The organism is Brevibacillus fulvus (assembly GCF_016908525.1).
GTDB classification, from domain to species: Bacteria; Bacillota; Bacilli; order Brevibacillales; family Brevibacillaceae; genus Brevibacillus_G; species Brevibacillus_G fulvus.
In genome coordinates this window covers 352,361-376,786 of record NZ_JAFBEB010000002.1, presented here as the reverse complement: position 1 = coordinate 376,786, position 24,426 = coordinate 352,361, and the positions used below count along the sequence as shown (strand labels likewise).

Sequence of the window (24,426 nt, the reverse complement as noted above, 5' to 3'; positions counted from 1 at the left end):
ATCTTTTCGCAGCCAATCAAATTTCTTGCTGTTCCAATCGTTGTACATAACGGGCTTTCCCTGTCTCCAGGATGGACAGCGCCTTTTTCTGCAAAGCATAGATCTCGTTGCGGGTGCGCGCACTTAAAATTTGCCGCTTGTATTCCTTGTAAAGCTTGACTTCTTCCTCGGTCAACAGCAGTTTCGCTTTCAACTCCATCCCTCCATATTTCAACCATATAGATTAATGCTCATCATTCGTGACTTCCACGCGGATCAAACCATCCTCCGATACTTCCTGCGCGGGCAGATCCGGAAGTTGGGTGGCGACCTTGCTCCTGACTTCCTCGGTCATTTTGGCTTCCTTGGCGATGAAGGCCCCTCCGGCAAATCCGGAAATCATCGAGACATAGATCGCATTGGCTCTTTCCAAATCCAGCGGCAACGTTGCGATCAAACCAGCGGCAATCCCCAAGAGAATGTCTCCTACGAAGCCAAGCGAATAATTATACCGACTCTGGTCATCCAGGTCGGGCACTCGTTTTGGCATCAGCAGTTTCCCGTCATTGTAGTAAATGGCGTGCAGTATTCCCCCAAACGCTCCTGCCAGTACAATATAAATGTAGTCATACCACGGCATAATCGTTCCTCCAACTTTTCCCTGCAGAGATGGTATGGCTGTCGTTACCAATCGCTTCCTTCTCAACACAATATTCAGTTGGAACTTAATCCATTCAGGCTCTCGCCAAAAATGAGCAATCTGTCCACAAAAAAAGAGGCCCCCACAAACGGGGAGCCCCTGCTAACCGATTATTTTCCACTCAGTACAAACAGCGCGCGCGCAGCAGCCTGCTGTTCTGCTTCTTTTTTCGAACGGCCTGTTCCGGTGCCGAGCGATCGATTGTTCAGTAAAACTTCAGAGACGAATTCACGATTGTGCGCAGGCCCTTTTTCCTGCACGATCCTGTAGATAATTTCACCCAAATTATCCTGCTGAACGAGTTCCTGCAATTGGCTTTTGAAATCCGTCACGCGGACAAAATCCCCTTTGTCAATGCGAGGATACACGTATTTCTCCAGAAATTGAAAAACTGCATCGAGACCCTGATCCAAATAAAGCGCTCCAATAAACGCTTCAAACACGTCAGCGAGCAATGCCGGACGTTGTCTCCCACCAGTCAGTTCCTCTCCTTTGCCCAACAAAACCAACTCGCCAAATTGCAGCAGTTCTGCAAACTTGACCAAGGAAGGCTCGCACACAATCGCAGCGCGCAGTTTTGTCATTTCCCCTTCACTCATCTTCGGAAAGGTATGGTAGAGAAACTTGGAAACGGTCAATTCCAAGACGGCATCGCCGAGAAATTCCAGCCGCTCGTTATCCTGAATCCGTTTGCCTCGTTGTTCGTTTACATAGGAAGAATGGGTGAATGCCTGCCGCAATAAGCTTTCGTCGTGAAACTGAACGCCAATTTTTTCTTGCAGCTCTGCAAAATTCACACCCTCACCACCATTTCGATCCTGCCCTGCCTTTGACAACGTGCAGAAAATTTATGCTTCGTAGCGTTTTAATACAATCGACGCGTTATGCCCGCCAAAGCCAAACGTATTGGAAATACCCACATTGACCTCTGCTTTGCGCGCTTTGTTCGGCACATAATCCAAATCACAATCAGGGTCCGGATTCTCCAGGTTGATTGTCGGCGGAAGGATTTGATCGCGCAAGGCAAACGCCGTCGCAATCGCTTCAATACCACCGGTCGCCCCCAGCAAGTGTCCCGTCATCGACTTGGTTGAACTTACAGCCAAGTGATACGCATGTTCGCCAAAAACGGTTTTGATCGCCCGTGTCTCCGCCTTGTCGCCAATATCGGTGGATGTTCCGTGTGCATTAATGTAGCCAACTTCTGTCGGTTCAATTCCGGCATCGCGCAAGGCTGCACTCATGCAGCGAGCGGCCCCTTCGCCATCTTCCGGCGGAGCTGTTATATGGTGGGCATCAGCGCTCATTCCGTATCCAATCACTTCTGCGATAATCGTCGCGCCGCGTTGCAGAGCGTGTTCCAGTTCTTCCAACACGATCACGCCTGCACCTTCGCCCATCACAAAACCGTCACGGTCGCGATCAAACGGACGGCTGGCTTTTTGCGGCTCATCATTTCGCGTGGACATCGCTTTCATCGAGCAGAAACCGGCCATTGCCATCGGACGGATCGTTGCTTCCGCTCCCCCGGTGATCATCACATCTGCCTGTCCCAACTGAATGAGACGGAAAGCGTCGCCAATGGCATTCGTTCCGGTTGCACAGGCGGTAATGGCGCTGGAAGTCGGCCCTTTGGCACCGAACTCGATGGAGACCAGCCCGGAGGCCATGTTTCCGATCATCATCGGAATAAAGAACGGGCTGACCCGGCGCGGGCCTTTTTCCACAAGGGTCGAATGCTGTTCTTCCCATGTGGCCAATCCGCCGATCCCTGATCCGATGTATACACCAACTCGTTCCGCTATCTCAGGCGAAATCTCCAACTTGGCATTCTCTAGTGCCATTTTGGAAGCTGCCATTGCGAACTGTACGAATCGGTCTGTACGTCGAACCTCTTTTTTGTCCATAAACTCTTCCGGATGAAAATCCTTAACTTCACCAGCGATTTGAGTCGGGTATTCGGAAGCGTCGAAAGCCGTAATTTTATCAATTCCGGATTTCCCCTCCAATAAACTCTCCCAAAACGCAGACGCATTATTGCCAACAGGTGAAATTACGCCAACTCCGGTAATCACCACTCTTCGCTTCATTACGATCACCTCTATATAAAATCAGCTAGACGCTTCCTATTTATGCAAAAAAAGCAAAATCCCAAAAATGAATAAAAAATGGCTCAATGGTAAGGGAGGAGTCCCGCAAATTACGGGACTCCTGCATCAATGAATCCAATCTTCCGCTCGCAAAGCTTCACGGAGCGATCGGAAAAAGCCATCTCCTTGCAGAGGGAGCTTCTCGTTTTCTTATTTGTGGGCCTCTATGTATTTTACTACTTCACCCACGGATGTGATTTTTTCCGCATCTTCATCGGAAATTTCCATATCAAACTCATCTTCCAGCTCCATCACGAGTTCGACAACATCCAGAGAATCGGCGCCAAGATCTTCTTTGAAAGAAGCTTCCAGCGTGATTTTGGATTCATCTACGCCCAAGCGGTCGACGATGATTTTTTTCACACGGTCAAATGTATCAGCCATTTTTGCTTCACCCCCTCTCCCGTATTATACGAGAAGCTTGAACGAAAAACCAGTTTGGAATCATCCAAGAAAATTCGACGCCAGTTTACATGTACATGCCGCCGTCGACGTGCAACGTTTGGCCTGTCATGTAATCTGCTGCCGGAGAGGCCAGGAAGCAAACTACTTGGGCAATCTCTTCCGCCTGTCCCAGTCTGCCCAGCGGGATTTGCGTCAACATCGCCGATTTCAGCTCTTCCGACAACTGATCCGTCATATCGGTAGCAATAAAGCCGGGTGCAATCGCGTTGACCGTAATCCCCCGCGAAGCAAGCTCGCGCGCCGAAGTTTTGGTCAGCCCGATCACGCCGGCTTTGGCGGCGACATAGTTCGCTTGCCCGGGATTGCCCAATACTCCCACCACGGAAGTAATATTGATGATTTTTCCGGAACGCTGCTTCATCATCGGACGAGTGGCAGCCTTGATGCAGTTGAACACACCTTTCAGGTTGGTGTTGATCACCTCATCCCATTCTTCCTCTTTCATCCGCATGATCAGATTATCCCGGGTGATGCCGGCGTTGTTGACCAAAATGTCAATTTTACCGAACCGGTCCAACGCTGCCTTGAACATCTCGTTGACTTCCTCGCCGTTGGCCACATTGGCCCGAACGATCAACGCTTCCCGGCCCATCTCTTTCACCTTGGCTGCGGTTTCAGCCGCTGCCGCCTCACTGCCCGCGTAATTGATCACGACATCCGCACCTGCCTCGGCCAAGCGCAGGGCGATCGCGCGGCCAATCCCGCGAGATGCGCCGGTGACCAGCGCCGTTTTACCCGTCAAAGTACTCACAAAACCCCTCCGTCCAACAGTTGATTTAGGGAATCCATGTCTTGAACTGAAAAAATGTTCCCGTCGGCGGGCGCAATTTTTTTGATTAGTCCCGCCAACACTTTGCCTGGACCTATCTCGACAAACGTCGATACCCCTTGTTCGACCATCCATTGAACCGAATCTTCCCATAATACCGGAGCGGCTACCTGTTCTACCAGCTGAGCGGCAATCTGTCCCGCATCCGTTACGGGACGAGCGGTGACATTGGCCACAACCGGCACAGCCGCATCCGCTACGGTAACCTCTTGCAGCGTGTTACGCAATTTTTCCGCGGCCGGTTTCATCAAGCTGGAGTGGAAAGGACCGCTTACGTTTAACGGCAAAACCCGTTTTGCGCCATTTGCTTTGGCTTGTTCGCCGGCCAGTTTGACCCCTTCCGCACTTCCGGAAATGACAATTTGCCCGGGAGAATTTAAATTCGCCAACTGAACCGGATGGCCGGAGGCGCTGACTTGCGCGCAAATTTCGCCCAACGCTGCCCGCTCCATGCCAAGCACCGCCGCCATGCTTCCTTGCCCAGCCGGAACCGCCTCTTCCATAAATTGTCCGCGAGCACGAACGACTTTCACCGCATCGCGAAACGACAGCGAACCGGCAGCAACAAGCGCGGAATACTCACCCAAGCTGTGCCCCGCAACATAATCGGGAGTTACCCCCGTCTTTTCCCGCAATGCGGCCAATACCGCGACGCTCATCGTCAAGATCGCCGGTTGTGTGTTAGCGGTAAGGCGCAACTCCTCTTCCGGGCCGTTAAAACAAAGTGTCGACAAAGCAAAGCCCAATGCTTCATCAGCCTGTTGAAAAATATCGCGGGCTGCCGAAGACTGTTGCACCAGTTCGGCTCCCATCCCGACAAATTGGGATCCCTGTCCCGGAAAAACAAACGCGATTTTTCCCATTGTTTTGTTCTCCTTTACGCTTGTTTGCTCGACCATTTGAGCAGTGCCGCTCCCCAGGTCAATCCTCCACCGAAGCCGACGAGGACAACATTGTCCCCCTCCTTGACACGTCCCGCTTCAATCGCTTCATCCAAAGCGACCGGAATGGAGGCAGATGACATGTTTCCGTAGCGGTCGAGATTGACGATCACTTTATCCTGCGACAAGCCAAAGCGCTTGACGGCTGAATCGATAATGCGCAGATTGGCTTGGTGCGGTACGAGCAAATCGATCTGCTCTTTGTCCAATCCGGCTTTTTGCAGCACCTTTTCCGTCGCTGCATTCATCACCCGAACAGCAAATTTGAACACTTCGCCGCCCACCATGGAAATGTAGTGGAGATTTTGCTGCACCGATTCAGCAGAGGCCGGAATCCGCGATCCGCCAGCCGGCTGCGACAGCAACGGGCCGCCGGAACCGTCAGCCCCCAGATCAAAGGCTTGGAACCCATACCCTTCGCCAACCGGGCCAAGCACGGCCGCACCGGCTCCGTCTCCGAACAAGACGCACGTATTGCGGTCCTGATAATTGGTGATTTTGGATAATGTCTCGACCCCGATCACCAGCACGTATTTGTACATGCCATTGGCGATAAACTGCGCAGCGGTCGTAATGCCGTACAGAAAACCGGTGCAAGCGGCTGACACATCCAACGCAGACGCTTTTTTCGCCCCCAGCCGTTCTTGCAGCAGACAGGCGGTAGAGGGGAACATCGTGTCCGGCGTGACCGTAGCGACGATAATCATATCCAGCTCTTCGGCGCTGATGTTTGCTTTTTGCAATGCTTTCTTTGCGGCTTCATAGGCCAGATCCGACGATGCCTGCTCTGCCGAGCTGATTCTTCGTTCGCGGATTCCCGTTCTGGTGACAATCCATTCATCCGATGTCTCAACCATTTGTTCCAGGTCAAAATTGGTCAGCACCTTTTCCGGCACATAGGAGCCGGTGGCGAGTATGCCTACGGAACGCAACCCCTTCATCATCTTCACTCGCTTTCTCGATAGATCTCTTTATTCAATTCTTGCTGAATGTAGCTGTTTACATCTTGTTTGACAAAGCGGGCTGCCGCTAAAATTGCATTTTTGATCGCACGGGCATCCGATGATCCGTGTGCCTTGAAAATCGGGTAGCGAAGCCCCAATAACGGCGCTCCCCCATACTCCGCGTAGTCCAGCGTGTTTTTAAAACGGTACAGGCTCGGTTTCAGAATCAGCGCAGCCATTTTGTTCAGCAAACCGGAAGTCAGTTCCTTTTTCAACCGGGAAAAAATAGAGGTGGCTACACCTTCGGCCGCTTTCAGCAGCACATTGCCGACAAACCCGTCGCAAACCAATACATCGCATGCGCCTTGCATCAGATCGCGCGCTTCCACATTTCCGATGAAATTCACATTTGCCTTAGACAGCAAAGGAAAGGTTGCTTTGGATAGTTCATTTCCTTTCGCCGCTTCTGTGCCGACGTTCAACAGTCCGACTCTCGCTTGTTCAAAGCCAAGCACCTTCTCGGCATAGAGACTGCCCATCACGGCATATTGCAGCAAGTGAACAGGTTTGGCGTCCATATTGGCGCCCACGTCCAAGGCCAGCGTTATCTTTCCGCTCAAAGTTGGAATCAAGGCAACCAAGGCAGGGCGTTCAATCCCCGGCATCCGCCCGGCGATCAGCAACCCGGCAGTCATCAGCGCGCCTGTGTTGCCCGCCGAGATGACCGTTTCCACCTGTTGCTCTTTTGCCAGATTAACGGCAACGACGAGCGAAGCGTCCTTTTTGCGGCGAACCGCTTTCACCGGTTCATCTTCGGCTTCAATCACTTCCGTCGTGCCGCGGATTTCGATCCCTGCCGGAATTTCCGCAGGCAAGTGAGCCCTGATCGCTTGTTCATTTCCGACCAGCACGACGGTAAGCAGCGGGTCCTCCTTTATCGCCTGAAGTGCCCCTTCCACATTACTTTGAGGAGCATGATCGCCCCCCATGACATCTAAAGCAATTCGCAAAAAATTTTCCCCCTCTATGCAGTTGTTCGAACAAATTCACGGTCATTCGAACATTTTTTCCGGTAATGATTTAGGGATGAGTCGCGGTTGGCAAACATACCACGCGGAATGTAGCGGAAAAAACCGTTTCCCCCTGAACTTTCGTTTCAACACGCACTTTGCTTTCTTCGCCGTCTTTACTTCGAACGGTTGCTTTCGCGATTAATTTCTCGCCAAGCCGAACAGGGCGAACAAATCGCACTCGTGCCGTAGCGGTTAACGCCACTTCGGCATCAATCACCGCAACCGCCAAAGAATTGGCTTGAGCAAATATGTAATGACCGCGGGCGATCTGGGTACGCGAAAAGACGTGCTCCTCTTTGATTTCCAGAACGGAAATCGCTTGTGTATCCAGCTGAAGATCGAGAATTTCCCCGATCACTTCATCGATTCCCAATGATTTTACACTGTCCAGATTTTTTTCCGCCACGTTTTTGATTCGTTCGCGAAGTTCCGGAATCCCCAGTTCCAAGCGGTCCAATCGTATGGTTTGAATACTTACATCAAATAATTCTGCCAAATCTTCGTCTGTTGCAAACGGATTTTCACGCAAGGTTTGCAGCAACTGTGTCTGGCGTTCTTTTTTCGGTATGCGGGCGATATTTGGCACCCCCAATGTTTGCGATCAGTTTTTAATACCTGGTACCAAGATTATATGGCAGACGTTGAACATTTACAACCCTAAATCCGTGAACCGGCGGCGCACCCTGTTTCCGCCCTGCGCAGACGACCGCCCGCTCTCCTGTATGTTCGTGATGCAACGGACATTTTCCTGCCTTTTCACCCGATTCGGGTCCGACGGAACATCGCCCCGTTTTCGGCGGCCAAATAAAAAAGCCGCAGGACAGCAAGGCTGTTGTACCGGCGGCCAAAACGAAGATGTCACCTATGTGCCCAACATGTAAAAAAGCAAGGTGATCAACTCACCCTGCTTTTCATTATTTTGCTACTTTGACACCTTTATAGTATCCGCAGCTTGGGCAAACGCGGTGCGCAAGCTTGTGTTCACCACAATTGTCGCATTTTACCATACCTGGGATCTCTAATTTGAAGTGCGTACGACGCATTCTTTTACGGGTTTTGGAAGTTCTCCGTTGAGGTACTGCCATCTTCCTTACACCTCCTTCAACTGATAAATGCTGCATGTTGTTATATGGATGGGAAGGGCAAAGAGCGCTTGTACCATCCGTTCAAAAATGAAGCCGAAGAAAAAAGCTTCACCTTGAAAACATTACTCGGTGCTGTTCTTGAAAAAGTCTGCCAACCCGGCGAGCCGCGGATCAATCCGTTCGTTTTTGCAACCGCACATCTGCTCGTTGCGGTTTGTCCCGCAAGACGGGCAAAGACCGAGACAATCCTCCTTGCACAGCGGAAACACTGGTATCTCCAGCAGAAAATCTTCTTGCATCAGCGGAACCAGTTCGATTTCGTCCCCTTCTAACGGAACAATATCGCTGTCTTCGTCCAACTCCACTGCTGCGTCTGGCGGAGAAAACGTCTCTTGAAATGGAACAACCACGTGCTGAGTAAAAGGAGTCAAACAGCGGGCACAAACGAAATCCACGTCGGCACTCATTTCACCGTTCACGTAGTAAAGATCGCCCAGTTTTACTGCTTCCCCCTTGACTTCGACGGGAGTTAACCCGCGAATTTCCTGATGCCGTTTTTTCAGTTCCACAGGGTCCAACGTAAAGCGGAGCGGCAATGGCTCACCTTTCCGATGGTCTAAATCGGTTAGTTTAATATTCATGTTTAGCATCACCTCAAGCACGACAATGTTGATTATAGCTTTTGCCCCAACCTTTGTCAACCAATTTTCCTTGACAGCAATTTTATCGCTTCGCGGCAAACCTCATCGCTTGGGCGGCAGCGTTTTTAAAAAGGCAATCGCATCGTCCACCGTTTTCACAGGAACGATTTTCATGTGGGTGCCGATCCTTTTTGCGGTTTGCACTGCCTCCGCGTAGTTGGACGGCTCTCCTTGCGAATCATCCGGGGCAAAAAAGATTTCCGCATCTGCTGCATCCGCGGCAACGACTTTATGATTAATGCCGCCAATCCGGCCTACGGTGCCGTCAGCGGAAATGGTGCCCGTTCCGGCGATGCGGTATCCTTTGGTCAAATCTTGATCTTGCAGCAACTGATTATAAATTTCCAGGGTAAACATTAAGCCGGCGGAAGGGCCGCCGATTCCATCGGCCGAGATCGTTACCTGTTTGGGAACCTCGATCAGCTGATCATTGTCTTGCTGAATGCCAATTCCCGCCCGGGTTGGTTCTCCCGGAAGCGGGGCCAGCTTGAGCGTTGCTTGCTGCGGCTTGTCGTCGCGCAAAAACGTCAGCTGCACGACATCCCCGGCCTTTTTCCCCGCCAAACTTTTGAGCATGTCATTGGCATCGGTAATTTTCTGCTGATCGACAGCCGTGATCACATCGCCGACTTGCAGCACGTTTTTCGCGGGCATTCCAGCGATCGTGCCCATGACGACGACACCCCGTTTTTCTATTTTCACTTCATAGCCGGCCAGGCGAAAGGCAACCGCTTCGGCAATTTTCTGCGAATTGTCCATAACGGCCAATTCTCTTCGCGTATAGTCTTCATCGGTTTCCCCTTTTTGCACGACCAGCTCTTTTTCCATCAGTTCCACATCCGGGGACATCTTCGCATACCAGTACCATAGACGATTCGCTTCCCCCATCCGTACGGTTGTCAGCATAAAGGTCCCGGCTTCTTTGCTTTTGTTGCCCCCCTCCACCGCAACGATCGGGCGCAGTTCAATCGCTGAACCGGGGCGGGTCACATAATAAGGCGTCGGCTGGTTTAAATAAAAAAATACAGCGGCCATCACAACGACGGCGAGCAACAGGGAAAGCCAACGCTTGGCGCCGGGCCCCTGTGCCTGATAACTTCGGCCGGACTGCAAATCTTCCGTCATTTCCCTTCCTCCCACTTCTGTATCAACTCTTTTATCTCATCCACGAAGCGAAGCGCTGTCCTTTCCCCTTCCGCGATAATTTCCTGAATCGAGTTATAAGCAATACTGCTATAGTGTCCAACATCGGGACGGATTACAAGATCGGCCGACAGCATGTTCAGCCGGAGAATTTCCCTTTCCATCACATCAATTGTTTGCGCGATCACATCGAAGATCGTTCCGACCTTCATTTTGGTATCAAACTGGGCCACATCCACGGCAATCACAATGTCTGCGCCCATCTCCCGAACGACCGTGATCGGCACTCGATCAATTACCCCGCCATCAACCAGCAGGCGATCGCCCACTCTTTCCGGAACGAAAATGCCGGGTATCGAGATGCTCGCTCGTACCGCCTGATCGACCGGTCCGCTGTCAAACACGACCCGCTCTCCGGTTTCAATATCGGTTGCGACAACCGCAAACGTTTTGTTCAGCTCTTCAATCCGTTTGCCATGCGTCAACAGCCGAATCAACTGCTTGATTTTGTCACCGGCGATGAATCCGAGGTTGGGCACGGTCAAATCCAGCCAGTGCTTCCGTTTCAAATGCAAGGCAAGCTTTTCAATCATGTGCGGCTCAAGGCCATTCGCGTAAACAGCGCCGATCAGACTGCCCATACTGCTGCCAGCGAGCATATCAATTTCCACCCCATGCCGCTCCAATATTTTCAACACGCCGATATGGGCAAAACCGCGCGCGCCTCCTGACCCTAAAGCCAATCCAACCTTTGGTTTCTGCTTCTGTCCCATCAGACATCCCTCCCGCTACTTAAACAGTATGAAGGGACGTCCCGTTCTTTTCATTGTCAGACAAGTTGTAATGCGCATAGTTTTCCTCGAACAAGCGTAGACATGTACTAACTTGTCTGCTTGGGAGGAACTTATGTCACGACATTCACCTATCATGACCTTAATCTTCGCCATTAGTTCGATCGCTTTGGTGTTTGCGCTGGTGACGCACTTGCAATCTTCATTTGAAGCTGCCCTGCGGGGTCTGAAGATATGGTGGGAGGTGGTTTTTCCAGCCCTGCTGCCTTTTATCGTCGTTTCGGAAGTTTTGATGGGGGTTGGCGTCGTACACTTTGTCGGCGTATTGCTCGAACCGTTGATGCGTCCCCTGTTTAACGTTCCGGGCACCGGCGGCTTTGTGTTGACCATGGGCTTTTCCGCCGGCTATCCTGTTGCGGCGAAATTGACCACCAAGCTGCGAGAACAAGGCAACCTGACCCAGGCAGAGGGCGAACGGCTTGTCTCTTTTGCCACTACCGGCGATCCGCTGTTTGTCGTCGGAGCGGTTGCCATCGGCTTCTTTCACAGCGAACAGTTCGGGGCGATTTTGGCGATTACCCACTATCTGTCCGCATTGCTGCTGGGCGTCCTGTATCGGCTGCATGCTCCCTCCGCCCCTGCCACCGCCCCGTTGGAAAAGACGCAAAAACCGTTGCTGCTGCGGGCATTGCAAGCGATGCACAGAGCCAGAATCAGCGATCGGCGGCCTTTTGGCCAATTGATGGGAAACGCTGTCCATTCCGCCCTCAACACCTTGTTGATGATCGGCGGCTTCATGATTGTTTTTTCTGTGTTTATTCAGTTATTTGAAACGATTCGGTTCACTGATTTTTTAAGCAACGTCTTGTCGGTCGTGTTGGGACCGCTCGGCTTTCCTCCGGCTTTTTCCAAAGCAATCATTTCCGGCGCTTTTGAAGTGACGCTCGGTTCCCAGGCGGCCAGCACGGTCCCATCTTCCATTTCCCTGGTATGGAAAGCAGCGATCGTCAGCGCGATTCTTTCCTGGGGAGGACTCAGCGTCCATGCCCAAATTGCCAGCATTCTCAGCTCGACAGACATCCGTGTTGCGCCGTATTTGCTCGCCCGCATGCTGCATGCCTTCCTCGCCGCCATGCTCACCTTTGTCCTGTGGAAACCGCTGTCTGGCATCGCTTTCGGCGAGCATGTCCCGGTCTTTCGCCTTGCCGATCAAGGCTTGCCGATTCATTCCTGGTGGGAAACGTTCCATCATTCCTCGCTGCTTGCCGTTGTTTTGCTGATTGGCTTGCTAGCCTTCAGCGGGTTGCTCAATCTATTCGGACGCTCCTCCAGCCGTTAACGGGCTGGGGGAAATTTGCCTCGCAGCGCCTGTTCGACCACGGATGGCACCAGCCCGTCCAGTTTGGCGCCATACTTAGCCATTTCCTTGATGATGCTGGAGCTGAGATAAGCATAAGCAGGATTGGTCATGAGAAAAAACGTCTCTATTTCCTCTGCCATTTTGCGGTTGACAGCGGCAATGGGCTGTTCGTATTCAAAATCAGCCGCGCTGCGCAACCCTCTGACAATGACCTTTGCCTGCTTTTTTTGCATATACTCCACCAACAGTCCGCCAAACGAATCAATCTCCACGTTGGCAAGCGACGATGTCGCCGCCTTGAGCAACTCCACCCGCTCTTCCACGCTGAACAGCGACGTTTTCTGCGAATTTTGCAAAACGGCCACAATCACTTTGTCAAAGATTTTCGCACTCCGTTCGATAATATCCAAATGTCCATTGGTGACAGGGTCAAAGCTCCCCGAACATACAGCAATTGCCATAAAAATCCCCCACTCCTCGCTTCGCCATGCAGGCGAAAAGACGTTTCCCAAAATCAAGACTCCGTTTCCAGGTCACTGTCGGCAGTTTCATAACGATAGATCGTCACCCCGGTATCGCCATATTGGGCTTGTCTCACACTCCGGCAGTGCCCGACGAGTTGCGGCAGTTCGGTTGCGGCATCGTGCTCGGCGACGATGATCGCTCCTTCCGCCAGCAAACCCAGCTTTTGCAGATCTTCCATATTTTCTTTTACCTTTTGCTTGGCATACGGCGGATCAAGAAAAACAAAGTCAAACTGCAGGGCGCGTTTCCCCAAAACCTTGAGTGCCCGCGACGCTTCAATCTTGTAGATCTCGGCGCGTTCATCAAGCCGCAGCGCTGCAACATTTTGTTTAACGACAGAAAAAGCTTTCGCATCCATCTCGACAAATACTGCTTTTTCCGCCCCCCGGCTTAATGCCTCAATTCCCAGCGAACCGGTACCGGCATACAGATCGAGAACGACTCCTCCCTCGAAAAAAGGGCCGATCATATTGAAAATGGATTCCTTGACTTTATCGGTCGTAGGTCGAGTGCCTTTTCCCGGTACGGCGTTCAAAGGACGGCCTCTGTGCTCTCCGGCGATTACACGCATTTTTTCTCACCTGTTCTTTTACGTATTGGCAATGATTTCATACTATCACAAGGTCGTTTCAGCGTAAAATCGCAAGCTTACCTCCCGCTTCCCTGATGTTTTTCAAAAAAATAAACGAAATCAGGTATAAGCCCATCCATAAATGGCAAAGAATAGAACTAGCGACGCAACGGTGTCGCTGACAACCGCGGAGAAGACTTACGTTTCCCCATAAGCTCTTCCTCCGGTTTCTCCTCTCCCATAATTGAAATGCGGTTCGTTTTGGCGCATTGAATGTCTGATAGGAGCATTCATGCCATTTGGTTCCCCCTGCGGGAAAATCTGAACCGCTACCTCACCTGAAAATGGTGGGGTATTTTTTTTGTCATCAACACCAAAACTTATCCAGACGTCTGACAGATGATTTTTCACGCACTTGCCGATACTAACCGCAAGGAGGAGAAACGCATGCATACTGTCTGGAAAGGTTCAATCAGCTTTGGTTTGGTGAACATCCCAATCCGGATGTTTACGGCCACGGAAGAGCGGGACATCCATTTTCGCCAGCTTCACAAGGAATGCCATACCCCGATCAAATACGCCAAAATGTGCCCGCACTGCGATCGTGAAGTCAGTGCGGACGAAATCGTACGCGGGTTTGAATACGAAAAAGGAAACTTTGTGATCGTGCAAGACGAAGATCTGGACAAGATCACGCCGGAAACGAGACGAGCGATCGAAATACTCGATTTTGTCGATTTGACCGATATCGATCCGATTTACTTTCAGAAAAGCTATTACTTGTCGCCGCAAGACACGGGCGATAAAGCATACGCCCTGCTCCGGCAAGCGATGAAAAACACCGGAAAAATCGCCATCGCCAAAGTAACGATCCGCAATCGGCAAAGCTTGGCGGCAGTTCGCATCTACGACAATTGCATCGTCATGGAAACGATCTATTATCCGGATGAAGTTCGCGCCGTATCGCAAGTCCCGGCTTTGCCTGACCACGAAATCGAACTTGCTGAAAATGAGCTGAAAATGGCCGAAGAGTTGATCCGGAACATGTCCACTTCGTTTGATCCGGCCAAATATACCGATCAATACCGAACAGAGCTTCAACATCTGATTGAGCAGAAAATGGAAGGAAAAGAAGTAGCCGTCGCTCCAACGGCTCCGCGCGCCAATGTGATCGATTTGATGCAAGCGTTGAAGGAGAGTCTGGCAGCGACGTCAAACGCCCCCGCAGGCTCTCCTGTCCGAGTCAGTACGCAAGCTGCGGAGCGGCCGGAGGAACGTCCCGCAGCGGAACCTGCACAAGCGACGACAAGCACAACCCGAAAGCTGCGCCGCAAAAAAGCGGAAGCGTAAACATTGTGCCGCTGGAGGTGTAGCGATGCAACCGATTGACCCGATGGAGCCGATCGCCAGCGAAGTTGTTCCGCATGGCCCGGAATGGATCGCCCAAGTCAAATGGGATGGCGTTCGGGTGCTGACCTACGCGGATGGTCTGTCCGTTCGTTTGTTCAATCGCCGGCAAAACGAACGCACCTGGCATTATCCGGAAATCACCCAGCTTGGCGATTATTGCAAAACCAACTCGGTCATCCTTGACGGTGAAGTGATTGCTCTCGGCGAGGACGGAAAACCTTCCTTCCACGAAGTCATGCGCCGGGACGGCCTGCGCCGCATGGAGAAAGTCAGCCAGATGCAAAAAATCGTACCGGTCACCTATATGATTTTCGATCTCCTCTATTTGAACGGGGAATGGGTGATCCAACGATCGCTGCAAGAACGAATGGAGTTACTGCAACGCATGATTGTGCCGAACGAGCAAATCCAGCTTGTTTCTTCGCACAACGACGGAAGCGCTTTGTTTACCGTAGTGCAACAGCACCAACTGGAAGGCATTGTGTTAAAAAATTTGACCAGTCGGTATGTGCTCGGCGGAAAAGACGCCTCCTGGCGGAAAGTGAAAGATTACCGGGATTTGATTGCCGTTGTCGGCGGAGTTACCTTGCGGGACGGAATCGTTAATTCGCTGCTGCTCGGTCTGTATGACAGAGAAGGTCGTCTCCATTATATTGGGCATGCTGGCACAGGCAAACTTACGCAGCAAGACTGGCGCGGGCTGACGCAAACCATCGTCCCGTTGCGCCAGCAAGCCATGCCGTTTTACCGGCTGCCGTCCCGTCACAAGGACGCCGTCTGGCTGAGCCCGCAATTGACGGTGAAAGTACAATTTGCCGAGTGGACCGCCAGCGGAACGTTAAGACAGCCCAGCATCCAAAGCTTCGTGGATCTGCCCGCTGCCGAATGTGTGCTCGAATAAAAGCACGCAAGCACCGCTCGGTGGAAAACTGTCCTTGATGTCGTACGGGCGTTGACGCCAAACTGAAAAGCCCCGTTTCTCGGAGAGTCCTGCAAAATACCTCTGTTGAGGTTTGCGGATCGGGTAACCCACACTATTTTTTTACAAAAAAGGACTTGAACGAAAAATGCAGTCCATTCTCCTTTAAGAGACGGGCTGCATTTTTTCGGCCAATTTTATCATCCGTTTTACATTTACGACGAAAGTCGTAAGTATTGCCTGTATTCGCATACGAAAGAGACTACGGTACTTGGCCTTGGTCATCCCATGATACCTTTTTAATTCAGCATTTTTGTGCTCAATAATCGGTCTGCGACGAATACGTTCTTTGAACGTATCGCTGTTTTCAAACTCGATTTGCGCCTTGTAGGGTTCCGCCACGATCCGGATGGAGTAGGTCTTGCTCTTCGCTCCTGGTTTGAAACAGCCTTCCCTAAGTGGGCATGTCTTACATTTCTCCGTATCGAAGTAAAAAACGAGAGAACGACTTTTGCCACTCTGCTTGCTTCCTTGGACAGCCTTTCGGATACTATGTTGTCCTGCCGGACAAATAACAAAGTCTGCATCAGTTATCTTTACCCGAATATGCGGTGTCAGCAATCACTTCTTGTACTTCTATTCCCACGTCAAGCGATTGGTTCAAAAGTTCTTTGAATTGGTTTCCGTCATCCGTACTTCCTCCGGTGACCTCCACAGCCGTAATGATTTCTTCATCCGTCATGGCAATATGCTCTTTGTAGCCAAAAAAGGATTTCGTATTGCTCTTCCATCCAAAGCGGGCATCTGGATCAATGGCCGACATAATGCCTTTATTGGCCAGCAGACGCTCATCTTCCACGATGGCCTTGGCGACCTTGATCTTCTCCGAGATGGAACCCTCATGATCGGGTAACAAAGTCTCGACTGTCTCTCCAAGTTCCGCCAAGTAGTGAAGCATGATCTTCTCGGCACCCTCTTGATCCTTCTTCAACTCCGGTAACCTCGGGAGTTTCTTTTCAAGTTTTGGATGCTTTTTCACCACAATACGGAATAAACGCTTCGCCGCATCTCGCAGTACTTCAAGAGGCTTTTGTTTTGGCGAAACTGCCAGTGTATAAGTGGAATCCACGATGATCGTCTTTGATTTCACAAGTCCTTTTTCGATGCACTGACGTACAACCGATTTGAGTACCTCGTCTACGGCTCCGGCTCCTAACCGATGATTACGAAAGCGGGATAACTGAGAGGGGTCAGGAAGGGTATCTTCTGGATTTAAACCTAAAAACCACTTATAAGCGAGGTTTACCTGCGTTTCCTGAATGATGCGTTCATCCGAAAGATTGTAGAGAACCTGTAAAAACAGCAAGCGAAACAGGAGCTCCGGCTCGTTAGCTGGTCTTCCGTAATGCTCACAATAAGAAGAACGAACCAATTCATGAATGAACGTGAAATCGACGATTTCATTGATTTTACATAATGGGTGATCCACGGGAATCAGTTTATATAATTCGGCATGGAAGGATGCCGTGATTTGTTTAGAGGGCTGTAGCAATGGTTCCAACTCTTTCGTTTTCTTTTTATTGTACATCAAAACCCGGTGTCGAAGCGGCACTGGGTTTCAGCCTGTTGAAAACCTACTGTTTCGGAGGAGAAGCATGTTTCCAGGCCGAGCGACTAGCGGAGTCCAGCCGAGCGGAACAGCGAAGCCCGGGGAGACAGAAGCGCAATCCATGAGTAACCTTCGGAGCTGCGCGCCGTTTTGCGCTTCCCCCGGGATCGCTGTGGAGCGGACAGTTTCACATCCTTGCAGGACGTAGACCGGAGCGCAGATCGGAAACATGCTTCTCCCCACTACAGCTACATTCTCGATAATTGAAACCCCAGTACCTAAGGGCACTAGGGTTACGGTTTACAGATATTAGGTGGACTTTTGCAGGGCTCTCTTCTCGGGGCTTTATTTTTTGCCTGTATAGGACGAAAAAAAATATCGTTATGCTTTTAACGAATGAACGGCATCCAGAGCTTGTTTAATTTCCTCTGGTGTATTGTAAATCCCCGGAGTAAAACGGGCATAGCTGTGCAGGTAAGGCGCTTCTGTCGCAATTACCTTCTTTTCAACCAGCCGTTTGACCACTTCTTTAACCGTCATCCCTTTTACTTCAAAAGCGATAATTCCCGCTGACAAATGATCGTCCAGCGGCGTAACCAGATTGACATGGGACATCGAGGCCAATCCTTCCTTGCACATCCGGTTCAATTCATGAACCCGCTGGTACACTTCGTCTTTGCCGATTGACTCGATAAATTCAAACGCGCTCGGCAACGCCCAGTAATGTTCCATCGCGTGGAACCCGCCGGGTGACATATGAGTCCCATTCACTTTTTTCGGCTGTTGTTCCCCTTTGATAATATCGTACATTGTTTCGGAAAAACTGGGGATCACCGGATAGACATGCTGCCACGCTTCCGGGGTGGCTGCGATAATGCCGGTTCCGCGGGGGCCATACAACCATTTGTGACAGCCAGAGATCAGAAAATCGCAACCGAGCTCGGCAAATGATTCCCGTTCGATTCCAAAGCCATGAACACCGTCGACCACCAGCAAAACTTTATTTTCCTCGTCACGGTGCCGGTTAATTTTGGCCAAAGCCTGTGCCAGTTTCGCAATCGGTGTTTTCAGACCTGTGCTGGAATGGACCCAGGTAGCGCCGACCACTCTTGTCCGATCCGTAACTTCTTTGATGATGTTTTCAACCATTTCTTCTTCGGTTACTTCGTGAATATCACGGTAAAGCGTTACCTCGCGAAATCCCGCTCCCGTCCGTTCCGTCGCCCGCTTAATCGCTTCCTGCTGGGAATAGTAGTTGTGCTCGGAAGTGAGGATCTCTTGTCCTTGTTGAATATTTAATCCTGTGTAGATCGTGCCCAGCCCCATCGTGGTACTGTCCGTCAAGGCGATTTGATCCGGATCATCGATGCGCAAATATTTGGCGGCAGCTTCCCTGGCTTTCTTGGCGTATTCTTGCTCATGCTTGACGATATACATGACCGGATTTTTATCCAATTCACGGCGATGATGATCAATCGCTTCCCTGACCGGTTTTGGGTGGGAGGCAAAATATTGGGAAGTCCCCAGATGAATGTAATCCGGGCTTAGCTGAAACAGGGAGCGGATCGCTTCCCAATCAACCGACGTCTGTGCAGGTCTTGTCAATTCTGTTGTTGGCACCCCATTGTGTTCCTTTCCTGGTTAGTTTCAAACCACCATATAGTATGGCAAAAACGAATCAGCCTATGCAGTATAAGCATCATAAAGGTATCAAACGATAAGGACACACAAACTGGGGAGGTATTACGGATGAGCAGTCAGTCCAACGCAAAAGGTCACCTGTCGTGGTGGAAGCTCGCCCTGTTGGGAATGGGATTTACAACGGGTACGGGATTCTTCCTGGGGTCCAGCATGGCGATCGAAAAAAGCGGGTTTTCCGTACTGATTCTGTTCCTGTTGGCCGCCGTTGGCACCTACTTTGTGTTTGATGCGCTGGCCAATATGATTGCCCAACATGCAGAACAAGGCTCCTTTCGTACCTATTCGAAGAAGGCGTTCGGCCATTGGGCAGGGTTTAGCCACGGATGGATGTACTGGTTGTCGGAGATGTTGATACTAGGCAGCCAGCTGACGGCCATCGGGTTGTTTACGCGCTATTGGTTCCCGCAAATTCCTTTATGGATCTTGACCTCGGTGTATGCGATTTTGGGTATTATTGTCGTTCTATTAGGGACAAAAGGGTTTGAAAAAGTGGAAAATGCTTTTGCGGTGATCAAAGTATCCGCGATTCTTTTGTTTATCGTTCTCGCTTGTCTGGTGTTTTCAGGAGTTTTGGGCAAACAGCATGCCCACATGCATACCCCGGATGGCCGAATATTTCTCGATGGAGCGTTAGGATTGTGGACATCATTGATTTATGTCTTTTTTGCTTTTGCCGGTATCGAAGTGATGGGATTGATGGCATCTCAACTGAAACATCCCCAAGACGCTCCCAAATCGGGGAAAGTGATGCTTTCGATTGTCACAGTGCTGTATATCGTTTCGATTGGTTTGGCACTGTTCCTGGCCCCGATGGAAAACTTCAACTCCAAACAAAGCCCGTTCGTAACTGCCTTAAAGGATCTGAAGTTTGAGCTGATCGTCCATATCTTTAACGGCGTATTGATCGTGGCAGGGTTCTCCAGTTTGGTCGCTTCGCTGTTTTCGGTTACGCAGATGATGTATACGATCGCCAAGGCCGGTGATGCCCCGCACATCCTGACGAAAATGAGCAGGCGGAAAATCCCCTATACCTCGCTGATCTTGACCGTATGCGGCATGATTGTCTCGATCGTCATCGCCCTGGTTCTTCCGGAAAAAGTGTATGAATACATCACCACCGCTGGCGGGTTAATGCTGTTATATTCCTGGCTATTTATGGTCTTTTCCGCTCGAAAACTGTTAAAACTGTCCGTCTGGGGACACATCAAAACGATTGCGGCTGCCATTCTCATCGTCATCGCGGCCATTGGAACGCTGTTTGACAAAACCAGCCGACCCGGCTTTTTTACGAGTTTTGCCTTTCTTGCGATCATTGCGATTGCCCTGCTGTTTTTGCGAAAACGCTGGAAAAGGGCGGCCTAATCAGCCGCTCGCCAGCAATTGAAAGGCTTGCCAGCCAAAATAGCAACCAAAGCCGATTAAAGACAAACCGGCCAGCTGCGAGATGACCATCAGAAGCCCTCTGTGCAGAAATTTATGAAAATTGCTGGCAACAAAAGCCATCCCGATGTCCCACAAAAATAGGCCAATAAAAATGCCGGAACTGTAAAGAAGCAAATCCCAAGTCTGATACATTTCCACCGTTTTCGCCAAAATGGAGCCGTAAATTACCAACCAAAACAGAATACTTAACGGATTGGCGAGTGTCAGAAAAAATCCTGAAGAAAGAGATTTCATTACAGACTCCTCACCGCCCCGCGTCCCTGTCTGCAGCTTGCTGGCGTCTTTAATGCTTTCGATTCCCGTGTAGATCAGCACGAAACAGCCAAAACACCAGAGAAACGATTTCATAAATGGCGTCTGCAAAAAATGGGCGGAACCAAAGTAAATCAGCAACATGAACAGAGCATCTGCGGCCATTGCTCCTAATCCGACCACCCATGCATGCAAGAAGCCGTATTTGATTCCCTTGTCCATTTGCGCGGCGTTGATCGGGCCGATCGGAGCGGCCAGTGAGAGACCAAGCAAAACATAGCTAAAAAATGTCGGCATACGTGTAAACTCCTTTATTCTTTCTCACTCCTTGTACATTCTTATGAACAGGCGATGAAAATATGTTGGCAAGCATCAAACAAAAGACACCCGTCATCCTCATAGAGATAACGGGTGTCTTGATCTTGTTGCTCAATTAAAATCCGGTTGGTACTCCAGCTGCGTAGCCGGTTGGAATGCTGTTATAGCCGAAGCCGCCATCACGGGCGATTTGGTTTCTCACTTGTTGGACATCCGTTCCGGCAAAACCCGGTTGGAAGACAGCTTGCGCGTTGCTGCCTTGGAAGCCGACTCCGGCAGTTTGATAGCCAGCGTTTGCTTGATAACCGCTTTGGAAATTACCGCCGGAGAATCCAGCTTGGCCCACATTGTAGCCAAAACCGCCGTCACGGGCAATCTGATTTCTCACTTGTTGGACGTCCGTTCCGGCAAAACCCGGTTGAAAGACAGCTTGTACGCCGCCCCCTTGGAACCCTACGCCGGCAGTTTGGAAGCTAGTGTTTCCTTGGAAACCGGTAGATTGTACAGGCACGCCTGCTCCGAAATTGCTTTGGACAGAATTGTAACCAAAGCCGCCATCACGCGAAATTTGATTTCTCACTTGTTGCGGGTCGGTGCCGGCGAAGCCTGGCTGGAAGATCGCTTGTACGCCGCCCCCTTGGAAGCCTACACCTGCTGTTTGGAAGGATGCGTTGCCTTGGAAACCGGCGGATTGTACAGGCACACCTGCGCCGAAGCCGCTTTGCACAGAATTGTAGCCAAAGCCGCCGTCACGGGCAATTTGATTTCTCACTTGTTGAACATCCGTTCCGGCAAAGCCTGGTTGGAAAACAGCTTGTGCACCACCAACCGGGCTTTGGAAACTTACGCCGGACTGGAAGCTGGCGTTGTTTTGGAATCCGGCGGGAACTCCTGTTGCGAAGCCGCCCTGCACAGAATTGTAGCCAAAACCGCCATCACGCGCAATTTGGTTGCGCACCTGTTGTACGTCGGTGCCAGCAAATCCTGGTTGAAATACAGATTGAACGCCTGATACATTTCCAACATTATAGTTATACATTTATTTCCCTCCTTTTGAGATTAGAATTTGCTAACCGAGGAAAAATTATGCGGCGTGCTAAAAAGATTTTTTCATATTTCTCGGCAATCAAAACGGTACGGAAGCTGGCTTCCGCACCGCTATTTTTTGAAATAAACGGTTTTAACGGTTGTTCTGCGCCCCGCCGGTCGTACCGTTTGATTGCAGCGCACTTTTTACGACCAGGTTCACATCACGGCTATAACTTTGCGAAGAGGTCGGCGTCTGTTTCAAGCGTTCGATCGCGGCAACTGCTCGCGGGTCGGAAACGGTCAACACGGTTACGTTATTGCCGAAAATGCTTTGGATAACAGAGCGGGCGTCACGATTATTCCCACCGCCGCTCGTTCCGGTTGTTCCGGTAGTGCCGGCTGTTCCTCCGCCGCCGGTTCCGCCAGTCGTTCCACCTGTTCCTGTCCCGCCGCCAAACAGGCCGGTTGTTCCGGTAAACATGCCTGTGCCACCGGTTGTTCCCGGATAGTTCGTGTTTGTTTTGCCTCTTCCGCCGCCGTTGGTTCCGCCAGTTGCTCCGGTTTGTCCCCCTGTGTTGCTATTGCCCGTTTGCCCGACAATAATCGTATCTCCGAGGATCAGGACGCGTGCATCTTGGATTCCGGCTGCCCGCAATTGGGAATCCAGATAGGAAGACGCTCCGGAATAGCTGCCCGCATTTGCGCCGGTCGTTCCGAAAATACCGCTGCCATAGCTGCTGGTTCCAGCCGTACGTCCCATTCCTGCTCCGGTGCCATAATTGCTTAAACCACTTGAGCCACTCGTCCCATATCCACTGGCACCGTAACCGGTTGCACCAGTAGTGCCAGTCATTCCGGCCCCTGTACCGTAGCCGCTTGTCCCCACACCTGTCATCCCGTTGCTGCCATAATAACCGTTTGTGCCGGTTCCACTCATCGCACCACCGGCTGTTCCAGCCCCGGCTGAACCGTAACCATTGGTACCGTATCCGGTCGATCCGTACCCGTTGGTACCTGTGCCAGTCATTCCGGTTCGGTTGCCAAAACCAGTTGCTCCGACACCCCCAGCGTTTCTCGTTCCCGCTGTGTGTGTACCTGCACCACCGGCACCTTTCCCGCTGATTCCGGTTCCGGCATTACCGTAATTTTGTGTCGTTGCGCCGGAACCGCTCTGGTTCGTCGCGCCACCGCCATTATTCGTTCCACAACCGGTCAGTAGCAGTGCCGCACATAGTAATGACGCACCTGTTTTCATCCATTTATCCATAAGCTGACCCCCTTTGTCTGATTGGGAAACCTCCTCCCTCCATTAACTTGTCCCTCTTGCTTTAAAAAAACGCTGCCGGTTGAATGGGAGATATTGTTGCGGAAGTAAAGTCATGCATACAGCAGTCAGCGTCCGCCAACGGCGCGGGAGTATGCGTCAAAGTGTTGTAAAGCATACTATCCACTATATCCGTTCTGGAAAGGAGAGGCCGGTTTGGTTGTTACACATCCGGAATTCAAACTTACGATAGAAGGAAAGGATTTGTTGATAAGCAATCCCCATAAGCCGCTGTGGCCGGAAGCGAACGTCACCAAACTGGAATACTTGCAATACCTGATGAAAGTCGCTCCGTATATGCTGGCCTATACCCAAAACCGCTTGTTAACGGTCATTCGTTATCCACATGGCATTCACGACAAACATTTTTACCAAAAGAATGTTCCCGACTACGCGCCGTCCTGGATTGAGACTGCTGTTTGGGAATCGACTCGCTATGTTTTGCTGAACAATTTGCCGACCCTGCTTTGGCTCGCCAATCAGGCCGCCTTGGAGTGGCACATTTCTTTCCACGAAGCAGATCGCGAATTGCCGACGGAGCTCGTCTTCGATCTCGATCCATCGACAGCCGATTTTGCACCTGTCCGGGAAGCCGCGTTATTGCTGAAAGAATTGCTTGATTCCCTGCAACTGCCCGCTTTTGTCAAAACATCGGGAGCAAGCGGCTTGCAAATCTACGTGCCGATCGAACGCCGCTATACGTTTGAACAAACCCGCGCGGTCGGTCAGTTTATTGCCCACTATCTGGTGGAAAAACACCCCCGATTGGTCACCGTGGAACGTCTGGTAAAAAACCGCGGCACAAAATTATATATTGATTATTTGCAGCCATGGCGAGGCAAAACATTGACCGCTCCCTATTCAACAAGAGCGAGACCGGAGGCGACCGTGTCCACCCCCGTTGCCTGGGAAGAAGTCCCGAACATCTCTCCCCGCGATTTCACCATTTACGACGTCCCTGACCGTATTCAAAAAATGGGCGATTTATTTGCCCCCTTGCTGGATCCGGACGCACAGGTGTCGCTTGACCCGATTCTGGAGTTTTTAGCCAATAAGTGAGCAAACGGACCCTTGCTCACAAAGTCGACATATCCCGTTTCTTTCGTTTCATAAGGGGGATGTGCTATACTGTCCCAAGAATCTGGTTTACCAAGGAGGGACAAA

The 24,426-nt window shown here is 51.0% G+C and carries 25 protein-coding genes and 1 pseudogene; 5 read left to right on the top strand and 21 right to left on the bottom strand.

The genetic code is table 11. The features are described 5' to 3' along the window. Positions 1 to 16: 16 nt before the first annotated feature. The 14 genes from JOD01_RS05255 to JOD01_RS05195 form a co-directional block, all read right to left on the bottom strand. Positions 17 to 193: a hypothetical protein gene (locus tag JOD01_RS05255; RefSeq protein WP_204517184.1), complete on the bottom strand. Its 177-nt coding sequence runs from the start codon at positions 191 to 193 to the stop codon at positions 17 to 19. Between the two features lie 30 nt (positions 194 to 223). Then, positions 224 to 619, bottom strand: a complete 396-nt coding sequence (locus JOD01_RS05250) for a DUF4257 domain-containing protein (RefSeq protein WP_204517183.1) — start codon at positions 617 to 619, stop codon at positions 224 to 226. Positions 620 to 789: 170 nt separating this feature from the next. Next, positions 790 to 1,476 (bottom strand): ribonuclease III, encoded by a 687-nt coding sequence (gene rnc, locus JOD01_RS05245; RefSeq protein WP_204517182.1) that lies wholly within the window; start codon positions 1,474 to 1,476, stop codon positions 790 to 792. A gap of 51 nt (positions 1,477 to 1,527) precedes the next feature. Continuing rightward, entirely contained in the window at positions 1,528 to 2,769 is a 1,242-nt protein-coding gene (fabF, locus tag JOD01_RS05240; RefSeq protein ID WP_204517181.1) for a beta-ketoacyl-ACP synthase II, read from the bottom strand. Between the two features lie 210 nt (positions 2,770 to 2,979). Then, the gene (gene acpP, locus JOD01_RS05235) at positions 2,980 to 3,213 is read right to left on the bottom strand and encodes an acyl carrier protein (protein ID WP_204517180.1); all 234 of its coding nucleotides are present in this window, start codon (positions 3,211 to 3,213) and stop codon (positions 2,980 to 2,982) included. 85 nt (positions 3,214 to 3,298) lie between these two features. Next, the gene (gene fabG, locus JOD01_RS05230; protein WP_338028526.1) at positions 3,299 to 4,045 is read right to left on the bottom strand and encodes a 3-oxoacyl-[acyl-carrier-protein] reductase; all 747 of its coding nucleotides are present in this window, start codon (positions 4,043 to 4,045) and stop codon (positions 3,299 to 3,301) included. Continuing rightward, positions 4,042 to 4,986 carry an ACP S-malonyltransferase gene (gene fabD, locus JOD01_RS19595; protein ID WP_239565202.1) on the bottom strand — a complete coding sequence of 315 codons (945 nt, stop codon included), beginning with the start codon at positions 4,984 to 4,986 and terminating at the stop codon, positions 4,042 to 4,044. The genes fabG and fabD overlap by 4 nt, the downstream gene beginning before the upstream one ends. 14 nt (positions 4,987 to 5,000) lie before the next feature. After that, positions 5,001 to 6,005, bottom strand: a complete 1,005-nt coding sequence (locus JOD01_RS05225; protein ID WP_204517232.1) for a beta-ketoacyl-ACP synthase III — start codon at positions 6,003 to 6,005, stop codon at positions 5,001 to 5,003. 5 nt (positions 6,006 to 6,010) lie between these two features. Beyond that, the gene (gene plsX / locus JOD01_RS05220; protein WP_204517178.1) at positions 6,011 to 7,018 is read right to left on the bottom strand and encodes a phosphate acyltransferase PlsX; all 1,008 of its coding nucleotides are present in this window, start codon (positions 7,016 to 7,018) and stop codon (positions 6,011 to 6,013) included. Between the two features lie 70 nt (positions 7,019 to 7,088). Then, a complete protein-coding gene (gene fapR, locus JOD01_RS05215; RefSeq protein WP_204517231.1) occupies positions 7,089 to 7,667 on the bottom strand; it encodes a transcription factor FapR in 579 nt (192 codons plus the stop codon). 328 nt (positions 7,668 to 7,995) lie between these two features. Beyond that, positions 7,996 to 8,166 (bottom strand): 50S ribosomal protein L32, encoded by a 171-nt coding sequence (gene rpmF, locus JOD01_RS05210; RefSeq protein WP_204517177.1) that lies wholly within the window; start codon positions 8,164 to 8,166, stop codon positions 7,996 to 7,998. Between the two features lie 122 nt (positions 8,167 to 8,288). After that, positions 8,289 to 8,807, bottom strand: coding sequence for a YceD family protein (locus JOD01_RS05205; protein WP_204517176.1), 519 nt, complete (start codon positions 8,805 to 8,807; stop codon positions 8,289 to 8,291). Positions 8,808 to 8,909: 102 nt separating this feature from the next. Next, on the bottom strand, positions 8,910 to 9,992 hold the full coding sequence (locus tag JOD01_RS05200; RefSeq protein WP_204517175.1) for a SepM family pheromone-processing serine protease: 1,083 nt from the start codon (positions 9,990 to 9,992) through the stop codon (positions 8,910 to 8,912). After that, a complete protein-coding gene (locus tag JOD01_RS05195; protein ID WP_204517174.1) occupies positions 9,989 to 10,783 on the bottom strand; it encodes a patatin-like phospholipase family protein in 795 nt (264 codons plus the stop codon). Before JOD01_RS05195 ends, JOD01_RS05200 begins: the two co-directional genes overlap by 4 nt. A gap of 133 nt (positions 10,784 to 10,916) precedes the next feature. On the opposite strand from JOD01_RS05195, the gene ylbJ reads away from it, so the two are divergent. Beyond that, positions 10,917 to 12,140 carry a sporulation integral membrane protein YlbJ gene (gene ylbJ, locus JOD01_RS05190; protein ID WP_204517173.1) on the top strand — a complete coding sequence of 408 codons (1,224 nt, stop codon included), beginning with the start codon at positions 10,917 to 10,919 and terminating at the stop codon, positions 12,138 to 12,140. Here ylbJ and coaD read toward each other — a convergent pair. Both coaD and rsmD read right to left on the bottom strand, forming a co-directional pair. Then, a complete protein-coding gene (gene coaD, locus JOD01_RS05185) occupies positions 12,137 to 12,622 on the bottom strand; it encodes a pantetheine-phosphate adenylyltransferase (RefSeq protein WP_204517172.1) in 486 nt (161 codons plus the stop codon). The two genes, ylbJ and coaD, sit on opposite strands and share 4 nt — an antisense overlap. A 53-nt stretch (positions 12,623 to 12,675) precedes the next feature. Continuing rightward, a complete protein-coding gene (gene rsmD, locus JOD01_RS05180; protein ID WP_204517171.1) occupies positions 12,676 to 13,257 on the bottom strand; it encodes a 16S rRNA (guanine(966)-N(2))-methyltransferase RsmD in 582 nt (193 codons plus the stop codon). A 447-nt stretch (positions 13,258 to 13,704) separates the two neighbouring features. On the opposite strand from rsmD, the gene ku reads away from it, so the two are divergent. Both ku and JOD01_RS05170 read left to right on the top strand, forming a co-directional pair. Further along, positions 13,705 to 14,607, top strand: a complete 903-nt coding sequence (gene ku / locus JOD01_RS05175) for a non-homologous end joining protein Ku (protein ID WP_204517170.1) — start codon at positions 13,705 to 13,707, stop codon at positions 14,605 to 14,607. A 25-nt stretch (positions 14,608 to 14,632) separates the two neighbouring features. Then, positions 14,633 to 15,568, top strand: a complete 936-nt coding sequence (locus JOD01_RS05170; protein WP_204517169.1) for an ATP-dependent DNA ligase — start codon at positions 14,633 to 14,635, stop codon at positions 15,566 to 15,568. A gap of 183 nt (positions 15,569 to 15,751) precedes the next feature. Here the strand turns inward: JOD01_RS05170 and JOD01_RS05165 are convergent. Together JOD01_RS05165 and JOD01_RS05160 are read right to left on the bottom strand one after the other, a co-directional pair. Further along, positions 15,752 to 17,138 (bottom strand): annotated as a pseudogene (locus tag JOD01_RS05165) (transposase). 438 nt (positions 17,139 to 17,576) lie between these two features. After that, positions 17,577 to 18,815: an aminotransferase class V-fold PLP-dependent enzyme gene (locus JOD01_RS05160; RefSeq protein ID WP_204517168.1), complete on the bottom strand. Its 1,239-nt coding sequence runs from the start codon at positions 18,813 to 18,815 to the stop codon at positions 17,577 to 17,579. A 129-nt stretch (positions 18,816 to 18,944) separates the two neighbouring features. Here JOD01_RS05160 and JOD01_RS05155 point away from each other — a divergent pair, with 129 nt between their 5' ends. Further along, positions 18,945 to 20,258, top strand: coding sequence for an amino acid permease (locus JOD01_RS05155; protein WP_204517167.1), 1,314 nt, complete (start codon positions 18,945 to 18,947; stop codon positions 20,256 to 20,258). Here JOD01_RS05155 and JOD01_RS05150 read toward each other — a convergent pair whose 3' ends face one another. The 3 genes from JOD01_RS05150 to JOD01_RS05140 form a co-directional block, all read right to left on the bottom strand. Next, positions 20,259 to 20,888, bottom strand: coding sequence for a LysE family transporter (locus JOD01_RS05150; RefSeq protein ID WP_204517166.1), 630 nt, complete (start codon positions 20,886 to 20,888; stop codon positions 20,259 to 20,261). Between the two features lie 136 nt (positions 20,889 to 21,024). Continuing rightward, positions 21,025 to 21,948 (bottom strand): hypothetical protein, encoded by a 924-nt coding sequence (locus JOD01_RS05145; RefSeq protein ID WP_204517165.1) that lies wholly within the window; start codon positions 21,946 to 21,948, stop codon positions 21,025 to 21,027. A 141-nt stretch (positions 21,949 to 22,089) separates the two neighbouring features. Then, complete coding sequence (locus JOD01_RS05140; protein WP_204517164.1) at positions 22,090 to 23,205, bottom strand: hypothetical protein; 1,116 nt, start codon at positions 23,203 to 23,205, stop codon at positions 22,090 to 22,092. Positions 23,206 to 23,418: 213 nt separating this feature from the next. On the opposite strand from JOD01_RS05140, the gene ligD reads away from it, so the two are divergent. Continuing rightward, a complete protein-coding gene (ligD, locus tag JOD01_RS05135) occupies positions 23,419 to 24,321 on the top strand; it encodes a non-homologous end-joining DNA ligase (protein WP_204517163.1) in 903 nt (300 codons plus the stop codon). Positions 24,322 to 24,426 lie beyond the last annotated feature (105 nt).

Bases quoted from the DNA above. Each gene is read 5' to 3' on its own strand.
- JOD01_RS05145 (WP_204517165.1), bottom strand. From the start codon at position 21,948: ATGTATAACTATAATGTTGGAAATGTATCAGGCGTTCAATCTGTATTT.
- ku (WP_204517170.1), top strand. From the start codon at position 13,705: ATGCATACTGTCTGGAAAGGTTCAATCAGCTTTGGTTTGGTGAACATC.
- JOD01_RS05140 (WP_204517164.1), bottom strand. From the start codon at position 23,205: ATGGATAAATGGATGAAAACAGGTGCGTCATTACTATGTGCGGCACTG.
- JOD01_RS05150 (WP_204517166.1), bottom strand. From the start codon at position 20,888: ATGCCGACATTTTTTAGCTATGTTTTGCTTGGTCTCTCACTGGCCGCT.
- fabD (WP_239565202.1), bottom strand. From the start codon at position 4,986: ATGGGAAAAATCGCGTTTGTTTTTCCGGGACAGGGATCCCAATTTGTC.
- JOD01_RS05155 (WP_204517167.1), top strand. From the start codon at position 18,945: ATGAGCAGTCAGTCCAACGCAAAAGGTCACCTGTCGTGGTGGAAGCTC.
- rpmF (WP_204517177.1), bottom strand. From the start codon at position 8,166: ATGGCAGTACCTCAACGGAGAACTTCCAAAACCCGTAAAAGAATGCGT.
- rsmD (WP_204517171.1), bottom strand. From the start codon at position 13,257: ATGCGTGTAATCGCCGGAGAGCACAGAGGCCGTCCTTTGAACGCCGTA.
- JOD01_RS05225 (WP_204517232.1), bottom strand. From the start codon at position 6,005: ATGAAGGGGTTGCGTTCCGTAGGCATACTCGCCACCGGCTCCTATGTG.
- acpP (WP_204517180.1), bottom strand. From the start codon at position 3,213: ATGGCTGATACATTTGACCGTGTGAAAAAAATCATCGTCGACCGCTTG.
- ylbJ (WP_204517173.1), top strand. From the start codon at position 10,917: ATGTCACGACATTCACCTATCATGACCTTAATCTTCGCCATTAGTTCG.
- JOD01_RS05205 (WP_204517176.1), bottom strand. From the start codon at position 8,807: ATGAATATTAAACTAACCGATTTAGACCATCGGAAAGGTGAGCCATTG.
- JOD01_RS05250 (WP_204517183.1), bottom strand. From the start codon at position 619: ATGCCGTGGTATGACTACATTTATATTGTACTGGCAGGAGCGTTTGGG.
- coaD (WP_204517172.1), bottom strand. From the start codon at position 12,622: ATGGCAATTGCTGTATGTTCGGGGAGCTTTGACCCTGTCACCAATGGA.
- JOD01_RS05195 (WP_204517174.1), bottom strand. From the start codon at position 10,783: ATGGGACAGAAGCAGAAACCAAAGGTTGGATTGGCTTTAGGGTCAGGA.
- JOD01_RS05170 (WP_204517169.1), top strand. From the start codon at position 14,633: ATGCAACCGATTGACCCGATGGAGCCGATCGCCAGCGAAGTTGTTCCG.
- fabF (WP_204517181.1), bottom strand. From the start codon at position 2,769: ATGAAGCGAAGAGTGGTGATTACCGGAGTTGGCGTAATTTCACCTGTT.
- JOD01_RS05200 (WP_204517175.1), bottom strand. From the start codon at position 9,992: ATGACGGAAGATTTGCAGTCCGGCCGAAGTTATCAGGCACAGGGGCCC.